At 65.4% G+C, this 21859-nt stretch carries 25 protein-coding genes; 3 read left to right on the top strand and 22 right to left on the bottom strand.

Annotation, left to right across the window (positions count from 1 at the left end; translation table 11 throughout):
* Nucleotides 1–7: 7 nt before the first annotated feature.
* From rlmB to QTI24_RS02055, 3 genes are read right to left on the bottom strand one after another with little or no spacing between them, the layout of a single operon-like run.
* Nucleotides 8–754: a 23S rRNA (guanosine(2251)-2'-O)-methyltransferase RlmB gene (rlmB, locus tag QTI24_RS02065; RefSeq protein ID WP_286597994.1), complete on the bottom strand. Its 747-nt coding sequence runs from the start codon at nucleotides 752–754 to the stop codon at nucleotides 8–10.
* Nucleotides 755–785: 31 nt separating this feature from the next.
* Nucleotides 786–971, bottom strand: a complete 186-nt coding sequence (locus tag QTI24_RS02060) for a hypothetical protein (RefSeq protein ID WP_286597993.1) — start codon at nucleotides 969–971, stop codon at nucleotides 786–788.
* A 59-nt stretch (nucleotides 972–1030) separates the two neighbouring features.
* Nucleotides 1031–1741 (bottom strand): ABC transporter ATP-binding protein, encoded by a 711-nt coding sequence (locus tag QTI24_RS02055; protein ID WP_286597992.1) that lies wholly within the window; start codon nucleotides 1739–1741, stop codon nucleotides 1031–1033.
* 16 nt (nucleotides 1742–1757) lie between these two features.
* Between QTI24_RS02055 and QTI24_RS02050 the strand changes: the two genes are divergently transcribed.
* Complete coding sequence (locus tag QTI24_RS02050; RefSeq protein ID WP_286597991.1) at nucleotides 1758–2408, top strand: arylesterase; 651 nt, start codon at nucleotides 1758–1760, stop codon at nucleotides 2406–2408.
* Nucleotides 2409–2489: 81 nt separating this feature from the next.
* Here QTI24_RS02050 and QTI24_RS02045 read toward each other — a convergent pair whose 3' ends face one another.
* Nucleotides 2490–2693, bottom strand: a complete 204-nt coding sequence (locus tag QTI24_RS02045; protein WP_286507677.1) for a hypothetical protein — start codon at nucleotides 2691–2693, stop codon at nucleotides 2490–2492.
* 70 nt (nucleotides 2694–2763) lie between these two features.
* Complete coding sequence (locus QTI24_RS02040) at nucleotides 2764–3957, bottom strand: PLP-dependent transferase (RefSeq protein ID WP_286597990.1); 1194 nt, start codon at nucleotides 3955–3957, stop codon at nucleotides 2764–2766.
* Nucleotides 3958–3963: 6 nt separating this feature from the next.
* Between QTI24_RS02040 and QTI24_RS02035 the strand changes: the two genes are divergently transcribed.
* Both QTI24_RS02035 and QTI24_RS02030 read left to right on the top strand, forming a co-directional pair.
* The gene (locus tag QTI24_RS02035) at nucleotides 3964–4830 is read left to right on the top strand and encodes a helix-turn-helix domain-containing protein (RefSeq protein WP_286597989.1); all 867 of its coding nucleotides are present in this window, start codon (nucleotides 3964–3966) and stop codon (nucleotides 4828–4830) included.
* A 74-nt stretch (nucleotides 4831–4904) separates the two neighbouring features.
* The gene (locus tag QTI24_RS02030) at nucleotides 4905–5342 is read left to right on the top strand and encodes a VOC family protein (RefSeq protein ID WP_286597988.1); all 438 of its coding nucleotides are present in this window, start codon (nucleotides 4905–4907) and stop codon (nucleotides 5340–5342) included.
* Between the two features lie 18 nt (nucleotides 5343–5360).
* Here the strand turns inward: QTI24_RS02030 and QTI24_RS02025 are convergent, their stop codons facing one another.
* The 17 genes from QTI24_RS02025 to ndk form a co-directional block, all read right to left on the bottom strand.
* Nucleotides 5361–5885, bottom strand: a complete 525-nt coding sequence (locus tag QTI24_RS02025) for a phosphoribosyltransferase (protein ID WP_286568368.1) — start codon at nucleotides 5883–5885, stop codon at nucleotides 5361–5363.
* A 26-nt stretch (nucleotides 5886–5911) separates the two neighbouring features.
* Nucleotides 5912–7243 (bottom strand): adenylosuccinate synthase, encoded by a 1332-nt coding sequence (locus QTI24_RS02020; RefSeq protein ID WP_286597987.1) that lies wholly within the window; start codon nucleotides 7241–7243, stop codon nucleotides 5912–5914.
* A gap of 20 nt (nucleotides 7244–7263) precedes the next feature.
* The gene (locus QTI24_RS02015; RefSeq protein ID WP_286597986.1) at nucleotides 7264–8427 is read right to left on the bottom strand and encodes an ATP phosphoribosyltransferase regulatory subunit; all 1164 of its coding nucleotides are present in this window, start codon (nucleotides 8425–8427) and stop codon (nucleotides 7264–7266) included.
* Between the two features lie 44 nt (nucleotides 8428–8471).
* Complete coding sequence (locus tag QTI24_RS02010) at nucleotides 8472–8660, bottom strand: DUF2065 domain-containing protein (RefSeq protein WP_286597985.1); 189 nt, start codon at nucleotides 8658–8660, stop codon at nucleotides 8472–8474.
* Nucleotides 8661–8704: 44 nt separating this feature from the next.
* Nucleotides 8705–9604, bottom strand: a complete 900-nt coding sequence (hflC, locus tag QTI24_RS02005; protein ID WP_286597984.1) for a protease modulator HflC — start codon at nucleotides 9602–9604, stop codon at nucleotides 8705–8707.
* 12 nt (nucleotides 9605–9616) lie between these two features.
* Nucleotides 9617–10960, bottom strand: coding sequence for an FtsH protease activity modulator HflK (hflK, locus tag QTI24_RS02000; protein WP_286597983.1), 1344 nt, complete (start codon nucleotides 10958–10960; stop codon nucleotides 9617–9619).
* A gap of 76 nt (nucleotides 10961–11036) precedes the next feature.
* Nucleotides 11037–12206, bottom strand: coding sequence for a GTPase HflX (gene hflX / locus QTI24_RS01995; protein ID WP_286597981.1), 1170 nt, complete (start codon nucleotides 12204–12206; stop codon nucleotides 11037–11039).
* A 54-nt stretch (nucleotides 12207–12260) separates the two neighbouring features.
* Nucleotides 12261–12506 carry an RNA chaperone Hfq gene (hfq, locus tag QTI24_RS01990; RefSeq protein WP_093123058.1) on the bottom strand — a complete coding sequence of 82 codons (246 nt, stop codon included), beginning with the start codon at nucleotides 12504–12506 and terminating at the stop codon, nucleotides 12261–12263.
* Nucleotides 12507–12679: 173 nt separating this feature from the next.
* A complete protein-coding gene (gene der, locus QTI24_RS01985; RefSeq protein WP_286597980.1) occupies nucleotides 12680–14020 on the bottom strand; it encodes a ribosome biogenesis GTPase Der in 1341 nt (446 codons plus the stop codon).
* Nucleotides 14021–14041: 21 nt separating this feature from the next.
* A complete protein-coding gene (gene bamB, locus QTI24_RS01980) occupies nucleotides 14042–15187 on the bottom strand; it encodes an outer membrane protein assembly factor BamB (RefSeq protein WP_286597979.1) in 1146 nt (381 codons plus the stop codon).
* Nucleotides 15184–15873 (bottom strand): YfgM family protein, encoded by a 690-nt coding sequence (locus tag QTI24_RS01975; RefSeq protein ID WP_286597977.1) that lies wholly within the window; start codon nucleotides 15871–15873, stop codon nucleotides 15184–15186. The genes bamB and QTI24_RS01975 overlap by 4 nt, the downstream gene beginning before the upstream one ends.
* Before the next feature lie 6 nt (nucleotides 15874–15879).
* Nucleotides 15880–17178, bottom strand: a complete 1299-nt coding sequence (gene hisS, locus QTI24_RS01970; protein ID WP_286597976.1) for a histidine--tRNA ligase — start codon at nucleotides 17176–17178, stop codon at nucleotides 15880–15882.
* A gap of 8 nt (nucleotides 17179–17186) precedes the next feature.
* Nucleotides 17187–18479, bottom strand: a complete 1293-nt coding sequence (ispG, locus tag QTI24_RS01965; protein WP_286597975.1) for a flavodoxin-dependent (E)-4-hydroxy-3-methylbut-2-enyl-diphosphate synthase — start codon at nucleotides 18477–18479, stop codon at nucleotides 17187–17189.
* 13 nt (nucleotides 18480–18492) lie between these two features.
* Entirely contained in the window at nucleotides 18493–19392 is a 900-nt protein-coding gene (locus QTI24_RS01960; protein ID WP_286597974.1) for a helix-turn-helix domain-containing protein, read from the bottom strand.
* Nucleotides 19385–20215 carry a type IV pilus biogenesis/stability protein PilW gene (gene pilW, locus QTI24_RS01955; protein WP_286597973.1) on the bottom strand — a complete coding sequence of 277 codons (831 nt, stop codon included), beginning with the start codon at nucleotides 20213–20215 and terminating at the stop codon, nucleotides 19385–19387. The genes QTI24_RS01960 and pilW overlap by 8 nt, the downstream gene beginning before the upstream one ends.
* Nucleotides 20216–20219: 4 nt before the next feature.
* A complete protein-coding gene (gene rlmN, locus QTI24_RS01950; protein ID WP_286597972.1) occupies nucleotides 20220–21368 on the bottom strand; it encodes a dual-specificity RNA methyltransferase RlmN in 1149 nt (382 codons plus the stop codon).
* A 20-nt stretch (nucleotides 21369–21388) separates the two neighbouring features.
* Entirely contained in the window at nucleotides 21389–21814 is a 426-nt protein-coding gene (ndk, locus tag QTI24_RS01945; protein ID WP_286597970.1) for a nucleoside-diphosphate kinase, read from the bottom strand.
* Nucleotides 21815–21859 lie beyond the last annotated feature (45 nt).

Genomic DNA, 21859 nt, shown 5'->3' with positions numbered 1-21859 from the left:
AACAAGCTCAGGCGCGCCGCTGGCGCATCGCCTCGTAGAGGCACACCCCGCTCGCCACCGACACGTTGAGGCTTTCGACCGCACCAGCCATCGGGATGCTCACCAGCTCGTCGCAGGTCTTGCGCGTGAGTTGCCGCATGCCCTCACCCTCGGCGCCGAGCACCATCGCCAGCGGACGCTTCAGGTCACTTTGGTAGAGCGTGCCAGGCGCGTCGTCGCTGGTGCCGACGCACCAGATGTTGCGTTCCTTGAGTTCGCCGAGCGTGCGCGCGAGATTGGTCACCATGAAGTACGGCACCGTCTCGGCGGCTCCGCTCGCCACCTTGGCGACGGTCGCGTTGATGCCGGCGGCATGGTCCTTGGGCGCGATCACCGCATGAGCACCCGCGCCGTCGGCCACGCGCAGGCAGGCGCCGAGGTTGTGCGGATCGGTCACGCCGTCGAGCACCAGCAGCAGCGGCACGGTGCCGGCGGCCTCCAGCCCTTCGAGCAACTCATCGAGCGAATGAGTCTGGGGAATGGGCTCCACGCGCGCGGCCACACCCTGGTGGCCATGGCTGCCGGCGAGCTTGGCCAAGCGCAAGCCATCGGCCTCGATCAGCCGGACGCCGGCCTCCTGCGCACGGGCAACGAACTGCCGCATGCGGGCATCGCGCCGGCTTGCATCGAAGAGCACCTCGATCACCGATTTCGGCGCGGTCTTGATACGCACGCCCACGGCATGGAAGCCGAAGATCACTTTGGGGGAAGACATCGGGGGATTATCGAGCCCCGGGGTATCGAGTTCAGAGCCGATCGGTGATGTAGAGCAGGATCAGCAGGACCACGACCGCGGCAACGATCGCAGCCACCCATTTGCCGGCGCCACCGTAGCGGGCGTAATGAACTTCAGTGCGCGGCCCGCTGCGGGGCGCCAGTCCACCGAAGGCGGTGTCGTCTTCTTCGTCAATACCGGGTCGCGGCTTCTGCATGGCAATTCCTCTTGCAATGCGTGGAGGCCATTCACGCGGCCCGCCGTCCGAAAAAGCGCTCAGGCGCCGTGACCGTCGAGCGCCACGCGGCCGGCCTCGATCGTGATCCGCCGCTCGCACCGCTCGGCGATACCCCGGTCGTGCGTGACAAGCACGAGGGTAGTGCCCAGTTCACGGTTCAGATCAAACATCAGTTTCATCACTTGCTCGCCGGTTGCAAAGTCGAGACTGCCTGTTGGCTCGTCGGCGAGGAGCAATGCGGGCTGTACGACAAAAGCTCGCGCCAGCGCCACCCGCTGCTGCTCGCCGCCCGACAGGACCTTGGGATAGTGACCGAGCCGCTGACTCAGGCCGACGCGGCCGAGCATCTCGGTCGCGGCCTTGCGGGCATCCTTGCGGTCGGCCAGTTCGAGTGGCAGCATCACGTTCTCGAGCGCGCTCAGGTTGCCGAGCAGTTGGAAACTCTGGAACACGAAGCCGACCTTCTGCGCGCGCAGGGCCGCACGTTCGTCTTCGTCGATGGCGAACAGATCCTCACCGGCGAGCTTCACCGTGCCGCGGGTGGGCGTGTCCAGGCCCGCGACGATCGACAGCAGCGTGCTCTTGCCCGAGCCCGAAGCGCCGACGATGGCGGCCGTCTCCTTCGCGCCCAGCGTGAAGTGGATGTCCTGCAGAATGTCCAGCGTTCCGGTGGAGTCGGTGACGGACTTGAAGACATGCTCGACGGCAACAATGGGTTCGGAGCGGCCATCGATTTGGATTGAGGACATTGAAAGGTTTCGCGTGGTGAATCGACGTCACTTTATCTTGAGTGGTGCGCTGGCCGGCAGCGGAGGGTCATGGATCGCCGCGCAGGCCCAGGCTGCCGCCGCCAAACGGCCCGTGATTCTGATCCTCGGCGATTCGCTTTCTGCTGAATACGGGCTCAAGCGCGGCGAAGGCTGGGTGCCGCTGCTGGAAAAGCGGTTGGTCGATCAGAAGGTGGCGGCCACGGTGATCAACGCCAGCATCAGCGGCGACACCACGTCCGGCGGCCGGGCTCGGCTGCCCAACCTGCTCGCGCAGCATCAGCCGACGCACGTAGTGCTCGAACTCGGCGCGAACGACGCGCTGCGCGGCCTGCCGCTGACCAGCACGGAGGACAACCTGCTGCAGATGACCAAGGCCGCGCAGGCCGTGGGCGCGCAAGTGCTGATCGTGGGCATCCAGGTGCCGCCCAACTACGGCAGCGACTACACGCGGCGCTTCGAGACGCTCTTCGCCAGGGTGGCGGGCGCGACCAAGGCACCGCTCGTGCCCTTTCTTCTCAAGGGGGTGGCGGACAGCCCGGACGCAGCAATGCTCTTCCAGGCCGACCGGATCCATCCGACGGCGGCCGCGCAGCCGCGCATGCTGGACAACGTGTGGCCAACGCTGCGCAAGCTGCTGCCCAAGTGACGGCCCGACAGAGCCAAATAAAAAGCCGCCGCAGGCCCGGGCCGCGGCGGCTTCTTCTAGATCGTTGCTGAAAACGGCTGCTCAGCCGTTCTTCGTGGGTAGTTCCGGAACCGTCGGCGGATCGCGTTCCAGCGAGGCCACGTCGGTTTCCGGATCGCCCGGGGCGAGCCCATCGCTGCTGGGCATGAGCTTGCGGTTGGCTTTCTCCCTCAGCTTGTCTTCCTTCTTCTTCTTCTTTGCCAATTCCTTCTGGCGCTTTTCATAGCCGTAATTTGGTGTTGCCACTGCTTCTCCTTCGGGCGAGGCAGTCAGGGTGACTGCACGTGGTCCGACTGTACGCGATAACCGCCGGCTCTCAGAGTGCCGCAAGGGCCTGTTCGAGGTCGGCGCGAAGGTCTCCGACATCCTCCAGGCCGATCGAAAATCGGACCAGCGTGCCCTTGTGCGGCCACTTCGCAACGCTGGCGTCGCGCATCAGGCCGATGTCGTATGGCACGACCAAGCTGATCGGTCCGCCCCACGAATAGCCGAGCCGGAAAAGTTCCAGGCTGTCGCAAAAGCGATCGACCTGTTCGGTGCCGTAGCGCTCGTCGAACACCACCGAGAACAGGCCGGCGGCCAGATCGGTGGCGCCACAGAGACGCAGCCAGTGCGCGTGACCCGGAGAGCTTTCGAGCGCGGGGTGCAGCACCTGTGCGATCTCCGCGCGACCTTCGAGCCAGCGGGCGAGTTCGCGCGCGCTGTGGTCGTGCGCCTGGTAGCGCAGCGCGATGCTGGGCAGCGAACGCAACAGGGTCTCGACATCGCCCACGCCGATGCCGAACCCCATGCGCATGTGCGTGAGCTTGACTGCGCGATGCAGGCGCTCGTCGCGCGTGACCACGCTACCCATGAGCAGGTCGCCGCCGCCGCTCGGGTACTTGGTGAGTGCGTGGATGGAAATGTCGACGCCCTGCCCGCTGCCGTTGAAATCGAAGGGCGCGAAGGCCAGACCGGCGCCCCAGGTGTTGTCGAGCGCCGTGATGATGCCGCGAGCGCGGCAGACGCCCACGAGTGCGGGCAGGTCCGGGAATTCCATCGTGACCGAGCCGGCGGCCTCCACCCAGACCAGCTTGGTGCGGCTCGACAGCTTGTCGGCGAGATCCGCCGGATTCATCGCATCGTAGAGCTGGTGGGTGATGCCGAAATTCGCCAGTTCGCCGTTCGCCAGTGCCTTGTTGGGGCCGTAGGCGTTGTCGGGGATCAGCACCTCGTCACCGGCCTTCAGCAGCGCAAAGGAGACCAGCGCGATCGCAGCGAGGCCGCTGGGCACCAGCAGGCACTCGGTGCCGCCCTCCAGCGTGGCGAGCCGCTCCTCGAGCGTGAAGGTGGTCGGTGTGCCGTGCAGGCCGTAGGTGTAGCCGGCCTTGGTCTTCCAGTCCCTCGCGCGCATCGCGGCGACGTCGGCGAAGAAGACGGTGGAGGCCTTGTACACGCCGCGCTGGGGCGCTGCGAAGTTCGCCGGCGGGGTGTATGGATGGTGAATCAGGTCGGTGATGGGCTTGCGCATGCCTCCATGCTAGTCGACCGGATCGGCCGGTCGGCACACAATGCGCCGATGCTGCTGACGCGCGTACCCAGACCTTCGCTGCGACCGTTCGTCCGGTCGATGTGGGCGGCCGATCCCGGTCCGGTCGGCGCGGCGGCGGGCGAAGCGTCCCTGCGGGAACACGTGTTGCCGACAGGTGACATGCACTTGGTGTTCCGGCTCTCGGGGCCGCCGCTTCGGCTCTTCGTCGATGCGGTGGATTCGGTCGGATACACGGTGGGCTACGCGATCGTGGGCGGTGCCCGGTCTGCTTTCTATGCGCGCGATGTGTCTGTCGCTACCGGTTCGGTGGGCGTGCAGTTCCGGCCCGGCGCCGCAAGGGCATTGTTCGGCATGCCGGCAGATGAACTGGCCGAGCGCCACACACCGCTGGACGCGCTCTGGGGCGCCCAGGCGTCGGAGGCGCTGGAGCGGGTGCACGAGGCCGGAACGCCTGCGGCCCGACTGACCGTCCTGGAAGACTTGCTGAACGAACGACTGGAGCCGAAGCCGCGCGCGATGCACCCCGCCGTCGCGCAGGCCCTGCTTTGGCTGGGAGGCGGCGCCATGGTGAGCGATCTGGTCGATGCCAGCGGCTACAGCCACCGGCGCTTCATCGCCATGTTCAGGGACGCCGCCGGCCTGCCACCCAAGCGGCTCGAACGCGTCCTGCGATTCCAGCGGGTGATGGCAGCGGAGCCCGCCTGGGGCGCCCTGCCCTGGGCCGATCTCGCCCTTCAGTCTGGCTACAGCGACCAGCCGCATTTCAATCGCGACTTTCTCGAAATCACCGGCATGACGCCGCAGGCCTATCGCCGGGCTTCGCCCAGTTCGCCGAACCACGTGCGCGCTTGAGCGTCAAATTCCTTCAAGACGCCCGCCCCCGGCCAGCCCAGAATCGCCTCCAGACCTTTGATGAGGACGCTTCGATGACCATCCATGAGTTCTTCCCCTACCTCTGCGTGCACGACACGGCTGCGGCCATCGCGTTCTATGGCGAGGTATTCGGCGCGAAGGAGAAATTCCGGCTCACCGAGCCCAGCGGCCGCATCGGACATGCCGAGCTGGAGTTCGGCAGCACGACGCTGATGCTGTGCGACGAGTTTCCTGAATACGGCATCCGCGGCGCCAGGACCATCGGCGCCACGCCTGTCACCCTGCATCTGCACGTCGACGATGCGGACGCGGTGATGGAACGCGCGCTGAAAGCCGGCGCCACGCTGCACATGGCGGCGCAGGATCAGTTCTACGGCGAGCGCTCAGGGTCGTTTTTCGATCCCTTCGGTCACCGCTGGAACGTCGGCCACAGCATCGAGGATGTGCCGACCGACGAAATGCAGCGGCGCTATACCGAGATGCTCAAGTGAGCACGAAGGCCGCGGCCTTCAGACCGACCATTTCTCCATCAGCTTCTCGGCGCCGAGCGAGTCGTAGCCCTCGAAGGGCTGGTGGATCCACGGATTGGTCTGCAGGAACTCGACCGAATAGTCCGGCGTGAAGGTCGACAGCGCCTTGGTCCAGATCACCGCGCTGCGCAACTCGGTGATGGGCTTGTAGCTGCTCTTGAGGTTCTCGACCACGGCGTGGAGCGTGTGGCCGGAATCCGCGAGGTCGTCCACCAGCAGCACCTTGCCTGCGATCTCGCCCTTGGGCGTGGTGATGTAGCGCGCGATGTCCAGATGGCCCTGGATCGTGCCGGCGTCCGCGCGGTACGAGCTGGTCGACATGATCGCCAGGGGCTTGTCGAAGATGCGCGAGAGCACGTCGCCGGGGCGCATGCCGCCACGCGCCAGGCACAGGATGGTGTCGAACTGCCAGCCCGACTGGTACACCTTGATCGCGAGCTTCTCGATCAGGTTGTGGTACTCGTCGTAGCTGACGTAAAGGTGCTTGCCGTCTTCGGTCAACATGAAAGATCGTCTCCTGCGAGTGGGGGTCAGTCGGCCAAGTAAGGGTGGCGCATCATGATCGTGTGATCGCGATCGGGGCTGGTCGAGACCATGTGGATCGGCACGCCCGTGACCTGTTCGATGCGCTGCAGATAGAGGCGCGCATTGATGGGCAGCTTCTCGTATTGCGTGACGCCCACCGTGCTCTCGGTCCAGCCTTCGAGCTTCTCGTAGACGGGTGTGCAGCGCTCGATCTCGTCTGCGCCCATGGGCAGGATGTCGGTGTATTCGCCGTCGAGCTGGTAGCCGGTACACAGTTGCAGTTCATGGAGACCGTCGAGCACGTCGAGCTTGGTGATGCACAGGCCGCTCAGCCCATTGACCTGGGCCGAGCGCTTCAGCAGCGCGGCATCGAACCAGCCGCAGCGGCGGCTGCGCCCCGTGGTCACGCCCTTCTCCGCACCGACGGTACTCAGGTGATAGCCCACGGTGCCCGGCTTTTCCCAGTCGAGTTCGGTCGGGAACGGGCCGCCGCCGACGCGCGTGCAGTAGGCCTTGGTGATGCCGAGGATGTAATGCAGCATGCCCGGCCCGACACCGGACCCCGCTGCCGCATTGCCGGCCACGCAGTTGCTGGAGGTGACGTAGGGATAGGTGCCATGGTCGACGTCGAGCAAAGTGCCCTGCGCGCCTTCGAACAGCAGGTTGGCGCCGGCGCGGTTGGCGTCGTTGAGCTCGCGCGAGACGTCGGCCATCATGGGCTTGAGCAGTTCGGCGTGGCGCATCGCTTCGTCGTAGACGGTGTCGAAGTCGATGGCCGGTGCGCTCAGCACCTGAGTCAGCACGTGGTTGTGCAGGTCGAGCAACACGCGCAGCTTGGTCGCGAAGCGCTCGGGGTGCTTCAGGTCCTGCACGCGCAGCGCGCGGCGGGCGATCTTGTCCTCGTAGGCCGGGCCGATGCCGCGGCCGGTGGTGCCGATCTTCTCGATGCCGCCCTTCTCGCGGTAGGCCTCGCGCGCAATGTCGAGCGCCGCGTGGAACGGCAGGATTAGCGGGCAGGCCTCGCTGATGCGCAGCCGCGAGCGGACCTCGACGCCGGCCTTCTCCAGCCCTTCGATTTCCTCGAATAGCTTGCCGGCCGACAACACCACGCCATTGCCGATGTAGCACTTGACGCCGGGCCGCATGATGCCGCTCGGGATCAGATGCAGCGCCGTCTTGACGCCATTGATGACCAGCGTGTGGCCCGCGTTGTGGCCGCCCTGGAAGCGCACGACGCCCTGCGCGCTCTCCGTCAGCCAGTCGACCAACTTGCCCTTGCCTTCGTCGCCCCACTGGGTTCCGACGACGACCACATTTCTTCCGGTGGTTACGCTCATGATTTTTCGCTTTTCAGGATTCAGATGGCTTGAACGCGCCACTGGCCGTCGCGCTCGACGAGCTCGCGGTCGCAATGGAATTCATCGATTTCGCTGTCGTGGCCCGGCAGGACGCACACGACGGTTTCGCCTTCGCCGCGCAGGGCGGTAATGGTCTTGTTGAGGGCCTCGGCATCGCTCCACGGCGCTCGGATGGCGGCGCGCAGGGGCCTTGCGGGCAGCACGCCGACCAGTTCGCGGACGTCGAGGCTGAAGCCCACCGCTGGACGGTTGCGGCCGAACACGGCCCCCACCTCGTCATAACGGCCGCCACGCACCAGGGCGTCGCTGGCGCCCTCGGTATAGATGCCGAAGCGCATGCCGCTGTAGTAGGCATAGCCACGCAAGTCGGCCAGGTCGAAACTGACGCTGGCGCCTTCGAGGTGGCCAGCCAGCTGCTTCAGGTCAGACAGCGCGGCACGAACGCCGGCAGAGTCCGGCAGGGCCTTGGCGGCTTCGTCGAGCACGGACGCGTCACCGTACAGCTGGACGAGCGCCAGCAGACCCTCACGCGACGGCGCGGGGAAGTTGGCCGTGAGTTCTCGCAGGGCGCTGGCGTCCTTGGCCGCCAGGGCCGCATGGATACGCGCAATGACGGCGGCATCGACCGGCATGCCGGCAAACAGAGAGCTCACGATGCGCGCGTCCGCCAGGTCGACGATGACCGGACTTTGCGCGGGCCCGGTGACGCCGGCGGCTCGCAGACAATCGAGCGCCAGGCGCAGGACTTCAGTGTCGGCTTCGAGCCCGGCATGGCCGTAGATTTCAGCGCCGAACTGCAGCGGCTCGCGCGTTGCATGGGGACGATCGGGCCGCGTGTGCAGGACCGGGCCGCAATAGCAGAGCCGGGTCACACCCGCGCGATTGAGAAGGTGGGCATCGATGCGCGCGACCTGCGGCGTGGTGTCGGCGCGCAAGCCCATGCTGCGCCCCGACAACTGATCGACCAGCTTGAAGGTTTGCAGGCCGAGCGCCTCGCCCGTGCCGGACAGCAGGGATTCCAGGTGCTCGAGCAGCGGCGGCATGACCAACTCGTAGCCATAGCCACGGGCGGTATCGAGCAGTTCGCGTCGAAGTTCTTCGATGTGGCGCGCCTCGGAAGGCAGCACATCGGCAATGTGATCCGGGAGGACCCAGGCGGACATGGGGATCGGGGGCGTGGTTAAACCGGGATTCTACCGGGACCGCGTCACCCCAATACCCAGAGGAGCGCCAGGCCCAAAAGAATGCTGCAAAGACCGAAGAAGCGGAGTTGCCCGTCGCGCAACTGCATGAGCTGGCCGAAGCCGCGCCGCCAGCCGCCGGGCGAGAGAAAAGGCAGCAGCCCCTCGATCACCAGGACGAGCGCCAGCGCGCTCCAGAAGGTATCGACGTTCACGACGATCCGATCTCAGCAGGCGGCAGGCAGGCGCGCTGTCATCCTCAGCGACGGGGTGCATTGCTCGTCGAGCCGGAGCTTTGCATCGACTTGAAGAAGTCCGATGACGGATCCAGGACCATCACGTCGCTCTTCTTGTTGAAGCTTTGCTTGTAGGCATCGAGGCTGCGATAGAACAGCGCGAACTGCGGGTCGCGGCCGAAGGCGTCGGCATAGATGCTGGCGGCACGGCCGTCGCCCTCGCCCTTGATCTTCTGGGCATCGCGGTAGGCGTTGGCCACGATCACTTCGCGCTGGCGATCGGCGTCGGCACGGATCTTCTCGCCCTCGGCAAAACCAGTAGAGCGCAGTTCGTTGGCGACGCGCTTGCGCTCCGCTTCCATGCGGCGGTAGACCGATTCGGTGATGGCTTCGACATAGTCGACCCGCGTGATGCGAACGTCCACGACGTCGACGCCCCACGGCTTGGCACCCTTGACCACCGCCAGTACCTCGCGCTGCACGTCGGACATGACGGCCTCGCGGCGCACGGAGATCAGGTCGCGCACGGTACGCTTGTTGATGTTTTCCTGGAACGCGTTGCGAACCACGCGGTTGAGCTGCACGGCACCGGCGTTCTCGTCGAGGCCAACGTTGCGGATGTACTCCGACGGATTGGTGATGCGCCAGCGCACGTACCAGTCGATCACCACGCGCTGCTTTTCCGCGGTGAGCATGGGTTCGGGGTCGAGGCTCGACAGCGTCAGCAAGCGCTTGTCGATGTACGACACGTTCTGGAACGGCGGCGGGAGCTTGAAGTTCAGGCCCGGCTCGGTGATCACTTCCTTGATCTGCCCGAGCGCGTACACCACGCCGAACTGGCGCTGGTCGACCACGAAGAGGGTCGAACTCAGCAGCGCGAGCGCCACCAGGACCGACGAGACGATGAATCCGATTCTGTTCATATTCTTGTGTCCTCAGCGCACGTCGCGGTCGCGCGAGCGGCCATCGCGGGCGCGCGCGTCGCCTGCGGATGGGGCAACCGGAATCACCGACGACTGTGGTGCGGCCGTGCCCGCGACATTGGGATTGGCAGCGTCCACCGGCGTACCGGCCGCGTTCTGACCGGAGAACTGCATCAGCTTGTCGAGTGGCAGATAGAGCAGGTTCGAGTTCTGCTTCGAGTCGACCAGCACCTTCGTCGTGCTGCTGTAGATCTGCTGCATGGCATCTGTGTACATGCGGTCGCGCGTGACCTGCGGCGCCTTCTGGTATTCGGAGAGCACCGAACTGAAGCGCTGCGCATCACCTTGCGCCTGTGCAACGATCCGCGCCTTGTAGGCCTCGGACTCTTCCTTGAGACGCGAGCCGGTACCCGTCGCGCGCGGAACCACGTCATTCGCGTAAGCCTGCGCTTCGTTCTTGGTGCGCTCGCGTTCCTGGCCGGCCTTGAGCACGTCGTCGAATGCCGCCTGCACCTGCTCCGGGGGACGCACCCCGCCCTGCTGCAGGTTGATGCCGACGACCTCGACGCCGACCTTGTAGCGGTCGAGGATGGTCTGCATCAGCGCGCGCACGCGTGGCGCAATCTGGTCACGCTCGTCAGCGAGCGCAGCGTCCATGCGCATCTTGCCGACCACCTCGCGGACGGCTGTCTCGGCCACCTGCACCACGGTATCGGCCGGCGACTTGCTCTCGTAGAGGAAGGCACGGGCGTCGCTCAAGCGGTACTGCACGGCGAACTTGATCTCGACGATGTTCTCGTCCTCGGTCAGCATGGCGGACTCGCGCAGGCCGGTCGAGCGCACGATGGTGTCGCGGCCGACGTCGACGGAACGGATCTGCGTGGTGACGACGATCTCGTGGCGCTGAATCGGATACGGCAGCCGCCAGTTGAAACCGGCGCCCACGGTCGCCTTGTAGCGGCCGAATTGCGTGATCACGGCCTGCTGGCCTTCGTTCACGATGAAGAAGCCGGTGCCCAGCCAGATCAGGACTGCAACTGCCGCAACCAGCCCGAGGCCGAAGCCCGCGTTCTTCATGTCGGGCTTGAGGCCGCCACCGTTGCCACCGTTCGGCCGGTTGTTGTCGCCGCCGCCGCGCCCGCCGCCGAAGAGGCCGCCGAGCTTTCGATTGAAGTCGCGCCAGAGTTCATCGAGATCCGGTGGCCCCTGGTTCGGACCTTGGCCGCGCGGGCGATTGTTGTTACCCGAAGGCGGCGGAGCGGGAGGCTCGCCGTCGGGACGGTTGGCGGCGGGACGGTCGCCGTTCGACGAGGAGTCGTCACCCCGGCCCCACCGGCCATCGTTCAGGTTGAACATGCCGGAAAACCGTCTCCACACTGGCTTTGCATTCATTCGATTCTGTTCTTGAGTCAGTGACGGGGATTGTGCCCAATCAGTTGGCGGCATCGTGCAATTCGGCGCTGGCTTCTGGGGTCATGTCTTCAGACAGCAGGCGCGATCGTTGGGCGAGTTCGGCGCGCAACGCCGGAACGCCTTCGCCGGTGTGGGCGCTCAGGAAGATGCGAGGCACCTGCACGCCGTCGACGTCGATCTCGTCCTGGAGATGCAGGGGGTGCTGCGCGCTTTCAAGAGCGTCGAGCTTGTTGAAGACCAGGAGCTGCGGAACCGTGTCGGCGCCGATGTCCTTGAGCACGGCGTGCACTTCGGCCATCTGTTCGGGATGATGGGGATTGGACGCGTCCACCACGTGCAGCAGCAGGTCCGCATCGACGGCCTCCTGCAAAGTGGCCTTGAAGGCGTCGATCAAACCGTGAGGCAGGTCGCGAATGAAGCCGACCGTGTCGGAGATCGACACCTTCCGGCGTGCGTCGCCCAGGTACAAATGGCGCGTCGTCGTGTCCAGCGTCGCGAAGAGCTGGTCGGCCGCATAGGCGCGGGCCTTGACCAGCGCATTGAACAACGAAGACTTGCCGGCATTGGTGTAGCCGACCAATGAGATGTTGAAGGTGTCGCGACGCTCACGCTGCCGCCGCTGGGTGCCGCGCTGCCGCCGAACCTTGGCGAGCCGCTCGCGTGTGCGCTTGATGGCTTCGCCGATCATGCGGCGGTCGAGTTCGATCTGGGTTTCGCCGGGGCCGCCGCGCGTGCCGATGCCACCGCGCTGACGCTCCAGGTGGGACCACCGGCGCACGAGGCGCGTGCTCAGGTATTGCAGCCTGGCCAGCTCGACCTGCAGCTTGCCTTCGTGCGAACGCGCGCGCTGGGCGAAGATTTCGAGGATGAGGAAGGTGCGGTCATAGACCGCGACACCGAGTTGGCGCTCGAGGTTGCGCTGCTGCGCCGGGCTCAGGGCCTGGTCGAAGACGACTTCGCTCGCGCGATGCAGTTCGGCGAGTTCGCGGATTTCGTCGGCCTTGCCGCTTCCGACGAACAATGCCGCGTCGGGCGCCTTGCGTTTGCACACGAGGCGAGCGACCGGCTCCAGGCCCGCGGTCTGCGCAAGCAGTCCGAGTTCCTCGAGTTCGCCGTCGAAATGGGGCAGCCCGAAGTCCACGCCGACAAGAACGACGGCGCCTTCCTTGCGGGGAATCAGTTCAGACAAGCGGAGTCAAAATTGGAAAAAGCGCGGCGGACGAACCGCCGCGCTCCGTGCCGTTCAGGCGGCAGTGTCGTCGTTCTCGGCAGCCGAGAAGTTGACGGCCCGACCCGGCACGATGGTGGAGATGGCATGCTTGTAGACCATCTGGGTCACCGTATTGCGAAGCAACACGACGTACTGGTCAAACGACTCGATCTGACCTTGCAGCTTGATGCCGTTGACCAGATAGATCGAAACAGGCACGTGCTCTCTACGCAAGGTGTTCAGGAAGGGGTCTTGTAGAAGTTGCCCTTTATTGCTCACGATATTCTCCGTGTTCAAGAGTAGTTGTTGGACTGATCACCTTAACACAGCGTTTCCGCGCTGCAGCAAGAAAGTCCAATGGCCTTGTAAAAAAACGGCAGTTAAAAGCCGGAACTTCGGCTGCCGATGCTGCTCTTTGGACGCTATTGGCAGCCAAGCCGCAAGAATGCCGTTCACTCGTCCTTGTCGGCGTACGGATTGCGCGAAGTCTTGAGTTCGATGCGCAAGGGCGTGCCGACCAGATCGAATTCCTTGCGAAACCGGCCTTCCAGGAAGCGCTTGTAGGCGTCCGTGACGTGCTCCAGCGAATTGCCGTGAATAACGATCACTGGCGGGTTCATACCACCCTGGTGCGCATAACGCATCTTCGGCCGGAACATGCCCGAGCGCTTCGGCGCCTGGAATTGAACCGCTTCCAGCAACAGGCGCGTCAGCACCGGCGTAGACATCTTGCGCGTCGCGGACTTGTGGGCCTGCACGATGGCCTGCCAGACCGGGCCGAGCCCCTGCCGCTTGACGGCCGAAATGAAATGCAGCGCAGCGAACTTCAGGAACGGCAGGCGTGTCTCGATCTGGCGCTGGATCTGCTCCCGCTGGTAGCTGTCCACCGCATCCCATTTGTTGATGGCGATCACGACCGCGCGGCCGCTCTCCAGGATATAGCCTGCGATATGGGCATCCTGGTCGGTCACGCCCTGCGTCGCGTCGAGCAGCAGCAGGACCACGTTCGCGGACTCGATGGCCTGCAGTGTCTTGACCACCGAGAACTTCTCGATCGCCTCGAACACCTTGCCCTTGCGGCGCAGCCCCGCTGTATCGATCAACTCGAAACGCTGCCCGTTGCGCTCGAACGGCACCATGATGGCGTCGCGCGTGGTGCCGGGCATGTCGAAGGCAACCAGCCGCTCTTCGCCGAGCCAGGTGTTGATCAGCGTGGACTTACCGACGTTGGGACGGCCGGCGACAGCCAGCTTGATCGCCTTGTTGGCCTCTTCTTCCTCGGCCTCGTCCTCTTCGGGGAGGTCGAGTGGCCCGAGCGCGAGTTCGACCAGGTCGCGAATCCCCTGCCCGTGCGCCGCGGAGATGCCATACACCTCGCCGAAGCCCAGTTCGTAGAAGTCGACCAGCTTGGTGCCGTCGTGCATGCCTTCGGCCTTGTTGGCCACGAGCACGCAGGGCTTCCCTAGCCGGCGGAGTTCGTTCGCGATGTCGTGATCCTGGGCCGACAGCCCTTCGCGCGCATCCACCACGAAGATGACCACGTCGGCTTCCGCCACCGCCTGCCGCGTCTGTTTGGCCATCTCCTTGAAAATGCCGCTGCCCGCGTCAGGCTCGAAGCCGCCGGTGTCGATCACGATGAATTCGCGCTTGCCCTGCCGGCCATTGCCGTAGTGACGGTCGCGCGTCAGGCCTGCAAAGTCGGCGACGATGGCGTCGCGCGTCTGCGTCAGGCGATTGAACAGGGTCGACTTGCCGACGTTGGGACGCCCGACCAGTGCAATGACCGGCTTCATTGAAGGCGTCCTTTCACGTGATTACTCAGGCCGGAAGCCGAACACACCGCCATTGCGGGTGACGACCACGACCGTATTGCCCGCCAGAACCGGCGTTGCAGCGATGGCTGATCCATCGGGCGTAAGGCGAGTCTGTTGCGAACCGTCCTCGCGAGAGAGCACATGCACCAGGCCGGTGCTGTCGCCGATGATCAGCGAGCGGCCGACCGCGAGCGGAGCGGTCAGCATGCGGTACTTGAGCAGGTCGGCCTGCTGCCAGGCGCGCTCGCCGTCGGAGCGGCGCCAAGCGATGACGGTGCCGTTCTCCTCGGTGCCGAAGACATAGCGGTCGTCGCCCCCCAGGCCTTCGGCGCTCACGGCCGGCTTGGTCCAGAGGAGCGCGCCGCGCGAGGCGTCGACACAGCCCACGTTGGCGTAGTAGGCGCGCACGCAGACGACGTCGCCGATGCGGCTCACGGAGCCTGTCAGATCTACGAGGCGCTCAACGTCGTTGGTGCCGCGTGGTGCGGCAATCGACGACTCCCACCGCGAGGTGCCGTTCGCTGGATTGATGCCGACCAGCCGGCCGCCCACTCCGGTCACCAGCGTGTCGCCGACGGCGAGGAGCACGCCGGGCTTCTTCAAGACCAAATTCTCTGCCGGGCGCTGCTGCGACCAGAGGCGGCGGCCGCTCTGCCCATCCCAGCCGCTGGTCGTGCGATCCGCGGCCTGGACGAAGATGCGGCGGCCAGCCACCAGCGGCGGCGTATAGGCCTGGGCCGTCAGGCGCTGCTTCCACAGCACCTTACCGCCTTGCAGGGCGACGAGCTCGCTGTTGGCCGTCACGACGGCGACCATCGATCCGTCGCTGCCCACACCGGCTGCCAGGGGCTCACCGACCTTGGCGCGCCACACTTCCTGACCGGCGCGCGCGTCGATCACGGCCACCGTGCCGTCGCTGCTCGCGACCGCGACGAGGTCACCGCTGACATTCGTCGACAGGGGGAATTCCACCGCCGGAATGCGCACGCTCCAGGCTTGGCGCACGCCCATCAGTGCCGGATTGGCGGGAAGTTCGGCGGGCTTGGGCCTCGATGTACCGGAACAGGCGGCCAGCGCGGCAATCAATACCACTGCAGCGCCTGAGCGCAGAACGGGCGCAGAAGGCAGGTAACGCTTGAAATTCATGGCTTGGTCTTGGCTGGGGAAGCAGAGCCGGCAGCAGCCAGGCTCTTCGGGTCGACGCCAACGGCATTGAGCTTGATCTCGACGAGACGGCGATAGTCCGTGCGCGGCTCGAAAGCGGCCCAGGCCTTCTGGTATTCGGCTTTCGCCTCGTCACGCTTGCCCTGAGCAAGATAGATGTCGCCCTTGCGGTCCGCGACCAGCGCTTCGAATTCCTTGGGTACATCGCCCGAGAGCTGCTTGAGCGCCTCGTCATACGACTTGGCTTCGAGCAACTCGGCCGCGAGGCGCAGCTTGGCGACGGCTTGGTAGCCGGGATCAACCGCATGCTCCGCCACCCAGGCTAGCGCGGCGCGCGAGCCATCCAAGTTGCCTTTCTCGTACAAGGTCTTCGCGGCCAGCAGACCGGCCTGCTGCGCATAGGCGGTGCCGGCGAACTTGTCCTTCATGTCGGCGAGAGCGCGTTCGGTGCGGGCTGTGTCACCGGCCTGTGCACTGCGCTCGACTTCGTCATAGAGCGCAGATGCTTGCACGGCCTTGGTGCGCTGGAAATACTGCCAGCCGTTCCACGCCACGAAGGCGCCCGCTGCAAGCAGCACGACCCAAGTGATCAGGGTGCCATAGGTGTTCCAGAAATGCTTGAGCTGGTCGAGCTGTTCCTGTTCTTCGAGGTCGAGATGGGTGGCCATGCGCTGTCAGTTGTTGGGAGCCAAGGATTGTAGGGTGGCGGCCCAGGTGGGCACATCGGCGAGCGGCCGGGTACTTTGCGCACCACTGCCGTCCCGCAACGCCTTGACGGTGACCTCACCGCGCAAGAGCTCATCGGCACCGAAGATCAGTGCGTAGGCTGCTCCGCTGGCGTCGGCCTTCTTGAACTGCGACTTGAAGCTACCCAGTCCATCGGCGGTGGAGGCATGCATCTGCGCCCGCACGCCGGCATCGCGCAACTGCTGCAACGTGCGCAGAGCGACGGGCATCGCGGCAGTGTCAGGCACCACGGCATAGACGTCGGGCACCGGCATCGGGACCGGTGTGCCCTGCTCTTTCACGAGTTCGAGCACACGCTCGACACCGAGCGCCCAGCCGACAGCCGGAGCGGCCTTGCCGCCGATCTGCACGATCAAGTCGTCGTAGCGGCCGCCCGCGCAAACCGTGCCCTGGGCGCCGAGGCGGTCGGTCACGAACTCGAAGACCGAGAGGTTGTAGTAGTCGAGGCCGCGCACCAGGCGCGGGTTGATGGTGTAGCCGATGCCGTTGGCGTCGAGGATGGCGCGCAGCCCATCGAAGTGCGCCAGCGATTCCTCGCCAAGGAAGTCGATCAGCTTCGGCGCCGATTCGACGATGTCCTTCATCGCCGGATTCTTGGTGTCCAGGATGCGCAGCGGGTTGGTGTGCAGGCGGCGCTTGGCGTCTTCGTCGAGCTGGTCGGCGTGCTTCTCGAAGTGGGCGATCAACTGGGCCCGGTGCAGCGCCCGCTCGGCAGGCTGGCCCAGGCTGTTGAGTTCGAGGCGCACGTCGGTCAGGCCCAGTGCCTTCCAGAGTGCGTTCGCCAGCAGGATCAGTTCGGCATCGACGTCCGGGCCGGCAAAGCCCAGGGCCTCGGCACCGATCTGGTGGAACTGCCGGTAGCGGCCGCGCTGCGGACGCTCGTGACGGAACATCGGCCCCATGTACCAAAGCCGCTTGCCACCGTCGTACAGCAGCGAATGCTCGGTGACCGCGCGCACCACGCTCGCGGTGTTCTCGGGCCGCAGTGTCAGTGCCTCGCCGTTGAGCTTGTCCTCGAACGAGTACATCTCTTTTTCGACGATGTCCGTCACCTCGCCGATGCCGCGCACGAACAGCGCCGTGTGCTCGAGGATCGGGGTGCGGATGTTGCGGTAGGCATATCGCGCCATCAGCTCGCGCACGGTGGCCTCGAGCCACTCCCAGCGCGCCGATTCGGGCGGCAATATGTCGTTCATGCCTTTGACGGCATTGAGTTTTTCAGCCATGGATGAGATCAGGCAACCTGTGCAGCGGACTCGCTGCCAAAGCGCTTTTCAATATAGTTTTCGACCAACTGGTGGAACTCGCCGGCGATGTTGTCGCCGCGCAGCGTGAGCGCCTTTTCGCCGTCGATGAAGACCGGCGCCGCGGGGGCTTCGCCGGTGCCGGGCAGGCTGATGCCGATGTCGGCATGCTTGCTCTCGCCCGGGCCATTGACGATGCAGCCCATCACGGCGACCTTCAGGTTCTCGACGCCCGGAAACTTGGTACGCCAGACCGGCATTTGCATGCGCAGGTAATCGTCGATCTGTTTGGCGAGTTCCTGGAAGGTGGTACTGGTCGTACGGCCGCAGCCCGGGCACGCGGTGACGCTCGGCACGAACACTCGCAGGCCCAGCGCCTGCAGGATCTCGTTGGCAATCACCACCTCCTGGGTACGCGATTCGCCCGGCTGCGGCGTGAGCGAGACACGGATCGTGTCGCCGATGCCTTCCTGCAGCAGGATCGACAGCGCCGTGGCCGACGCCACCGTGCCTTTGGTGCCCATGCCAGCCTCGGTCAGGCCGAGGTGCAGAGTGTAGTCGCAGCGCTTCGCGAGTTCGCGGTAGACCGAAATCAGGTCCTGCACGCCGCTGACCTTGCAACTCAGAATGATCTGGTTGCCATTCATGCCCATCGACTCGGCGAGCTTCGCGGAATCGATGGCCGAGGTCACGAGCGCCTCGTACATCACCTGCTTCGCGTCCCAGGGTTCGGCGCGCCGGCTGTTGGTGTCCATGAGGCTGGCCAGCAATTCCTGGTCGAGGCTGCCCCAGTTGACGCCGATGCGCACCGGCTTGTTCCAGCGCATGGCCGCGTCGATCATCTGGCCGAACTGGCGGTCGCGCTTGTCGCCCTTGCCGACGTTGCCCGGATTGATGCGGTACTTGCTGAGCGCCTCGGCGCAGGCCGGATAGTCGGTGAGCAGCCGGTGACCGTTGTAGTGGAAGTCGCCGATCAGCGGCACGTCGACGCCCATGCGGTCGAGCTGTTCGCGGATATACGGCACCTGCGCCGCCGCCTCGGGCGTGTTCACCGTGATGCGCACCATCTCGGATCCGGCAAGTGCCAGTTCCTTGACCTGGATGGCCGTGCCGATCGCGTCGACCGTGTCGGTATTCGTCATCGACTGGACACGCACCGGCGCATCGCCTCCCACTGTGACGCTACGGGGCCCCCAGACCACGCTCGCCTGGCGGCTGCGGCGCGCCTTGGGGGCGGCGGGTTCGATCGGGAGGCAGCCGATGGAGTCGATGATGTCCGTCATGGGGTCTGGGGCCTCAGGGTTTGATCTCGAAGCGTGCCACACCTCCGGAACGCGTGACGGGCGCGAGGTCGAAGGCCTTGCCGCGCACGCGCACGTCGACGCCCGAAGCACGGCCGACGACCACCTGCAGCGGCAAAGTACCGTTCAACGCGACCGTTTCGCCCGCCTTGACGGTGCGCCGCAGCAATTGCTTGCCGCCCGATTCGGTCACGGTGATCCACGCTTCCTCGCGCGCGACGAACACGATCAAGTCGTTGCTGGCGGCCGGGTCCGAGGCCGCGGCTGCCGGCTCGGCCGGGGCGATTTCCGCGGGCGGCGGCAACACGGGTTGCGCAGCGGGTGCGACGGCCTCGGTCGCGGTGCCGGCCGGAGCGGGCGAAGCCGTCGAAGCGTTGGGGTCGCTGGCTTCCGAGGCAGTGAGTTGTGCAATCGATGCGCCGACACGGTCGAAGATCGATTGCGGCAACCAGAACAGGACGGCAGCGCCAGCCAACAGCAGCATCACAACGATCAACAGGGGCCGCGAGGGCGGCAGCCAGTTGGATCCTGCGCCCGAACGCGGCGCAGCCGAACGGAGGTTCCGGCTGATCGTCTGATCGGCGTCTGCGAGACCCGGGCGCAAGGCACCCGGCAGCTTGGCCAGCACCGGCGCCGGATCGATTCGCAGGGCCCTGCACACGCTCGCCGCAAGCGCCCGCGCAAACACCGGATCCGGCAAGGACGCGATGTCGTCGGCTTCCAATGCCGCGAGCTTCTGCGGCGACACCTTGAGTGCGGCCGCCACCATGTCGATGTGCAGCCCGTGTGCCTCGCGCGCTTCGCGCAGCATGTCGCCCGCCGTCATGTGAGTGCTGTCACCGGCGACCAGAGGCACCGCTGCGGAAGCCCCGAATTCACTCGCCCGCTCAATCATTGAAATTCCCGCGCTCGTACGCAATCGCCTCCCGCGACTGGGGGAAGCGCCGTTGCAACTGGCCAGCCAGCTGTGCAATCGCCTCACGGTTGTTGAGCTGGCGTTCGATCTTGATGCCGAGCCACAAGGTCTCGGCGCTGGCCGAGGGGCTGTTGTTGACTCGGCGAATGTAGAACTGCGCACGCGACCATTCCTCGCGCTGGGCCAGGACGGACGCCAGGTTGTAGCCGATCACCGGATTGGCGGCATCGAGCTCGTAGGCCTGCGTGAGGCTGCGCTCGGCCTCGGCGCGCTGCCCCGCCCTCAGCTGGCAGATCCCTTGTGTCATGAGCGTCTTGGCGCGATCGGCGTAGCTGGACACTGCGAGCGCGGCACTGAACTGCTGCTGCGCGTCGGCATAGCGGTTCTGCTGGCACAGGAGCCAGCCGTAGTTGTGAAGAACATTGGGCTCGCGCGGATTCAATGCAATGGCGCGGCGGAAACTGTCCTCGGCTGCGGGAGCATCGTCGAGCCGCATGTAGACGAGGCCGCGCAAGTTGTAAGCGTCCGCAAAGGTCGGATCTGCAGCAAGCGCCTGCTTGATTTCGTCCAGCGCGACCGTCGTCTGCCCTTGCTGGAAGTAACCGATCGCCAATTCGATGCGCAGCTTGGCGCGTTTGCGGGCGTTCGTTTCATCCGAATCGGTCACGATGGCAGCGGCATTGGGAGCATTGCTCGGCAAGACGCCATCCCTGGTGGCGCAGGAGGCCAGCAGGAACACGGCCGCAACGCCAAAGAGCGCCTGCATCACCAGCGTTTGCGCAGTCGGAAAGGCCTTGCTCATCGGATCATTGCTCCTCGGGAGTGGATGTGACGGCCTTCGTGCGGGCCGGGTGCAAAACAACGGTTCGCCGCTGGGCCATGCGCTCGGCCGCATGGGTGCGGTCCTTGACGTCGCCTGCCAATTGGCCGCACGCGGCGTCGATGTCGTCGCCACGCGTCTTCCGAACCGTGGTGACGATGCCTGCTTCGCTCAATACCTTGGCGAAGGACAACACCCGGGGTTGCGGCGAACGCAACAGGCCGGATGCCGGAAATGGATTGAAGGGGATCAGGTTGAATTTGCAGGAGACCCCCTGCGAGCGAACCAGGTCCACCAGCTGACGTGCATGCTCCGGCTGGTCGTTGACGCCGTCCAGCATGCAGTACTCGAAAGTGATGAAGTCGCGCGGCGCGTGCGCGAGGTAGCGCTTGCAGGCTTCCAGAAGTTCGGCGATGGGGTACTTGCGATTGAGCGGCACCAGGTCGTCGCGCAGCGCGTCGTTCGGCGCGTGAAGCGAGACCGCGAGCGCGACCGGGCAGTCGCCGCCGAGCCGATCGATCATCGGCACCACGCCGGAGGTCGACACCGTCACGCGCCGACGCGACAGCCCGTAGGCGTTGTCGTCGAGCATGGTGCGCAGCGCCGGCACCAGTGCCGAGTAGTTCTGCAGCGGTTCACCCATGCCCATCATCACGACGTTGGAGATGACCCGCTCGTCGCGCTTCAGGTGCTTGCGCAGGAAATGCTCGGCAAACCACAACTGGGCGACGATCTCGCCGGTCGTGAGATTGCGGCTGAAGCCCTGGTGCCCGGTCGAGCAGAAACGGCATCCGACCGCGCAGCCGGCCTGGGACGACACGCACAGGGTGCCGCGATCGTCCTCGGGAATGAACACGGCCTCGACCGCGTTGCCGTCACCGACATCGAACAGCCACTTGATGGTGCCGTCGGCGGATTCGTGCTGCGTGATCACGGGGAGCGCCTCGACACGCGCCGTGGTCGCGAGCTTCTCGCGCAGCGATTTCGCCAGATCGGTCATGTGCGCGAACTCGTTCGCTCCCCGCTGGTGAATCCAGCGGAAGAGCTGCGTCGCGCGAAAACGCTTTTCGCCCAGCCGTTCGCAGAACGCGGCCAGTCCTTCCAGATCGAAGTCGAGCAGGTTGGCCGTGGTCATTGCGTCAGTCGGGCTGAACCTCAGCGTGCGTAGACGTTGAGGCCGGCGAAGAAGAAGGCCACTTCGTTCTTCGCGGTTTCGGGCGCATCGGAACCATGCACTGCGTTGGCATCGATGCTGTCGGCGAAGTCGGCGCGGATGGTGCCGGCGGCTGCCTTCTTGGGGTCGGTGGCGCCCATCAGGTCACGGTTCTTGGCGATGGCGTCTTCACCTTCGAGCACTTGCACGAACACCGGGCCGGAGATCATGAATTCGACCAGGTCCTTGAAGAAGGGGCGCTCCTTGTGGACGGCGTAGAACTGTTCGGCTTCGTTGCGCGACAGATGCACCAGCTTGGCCGCCACGATCTTGAGGCCGGCAGCCTCGAAGCGGGAGACGATCTTGCCGATGACATTCTTTGCCACTGCGTCGGGCTTGATGATGGAGAGGGTGCGTTCGATGGCCATTGAAGTGCTTTCTTGAGAGCTTGAATCTGGATGGGTTTTGTCGGC

Origin of the sequence: Variovorax sp. J22P240 (assembly GCF_030316855.1) — a bacterium.
GTDB lineage: Bacteria > Pseudomonadota > Gammaproteobacteria > Burkholderiales > Burkholderiaceae_C > Variovorax.
This window is presented reverse-complemented; position numbering and strand designations above follow the sequence as displayed.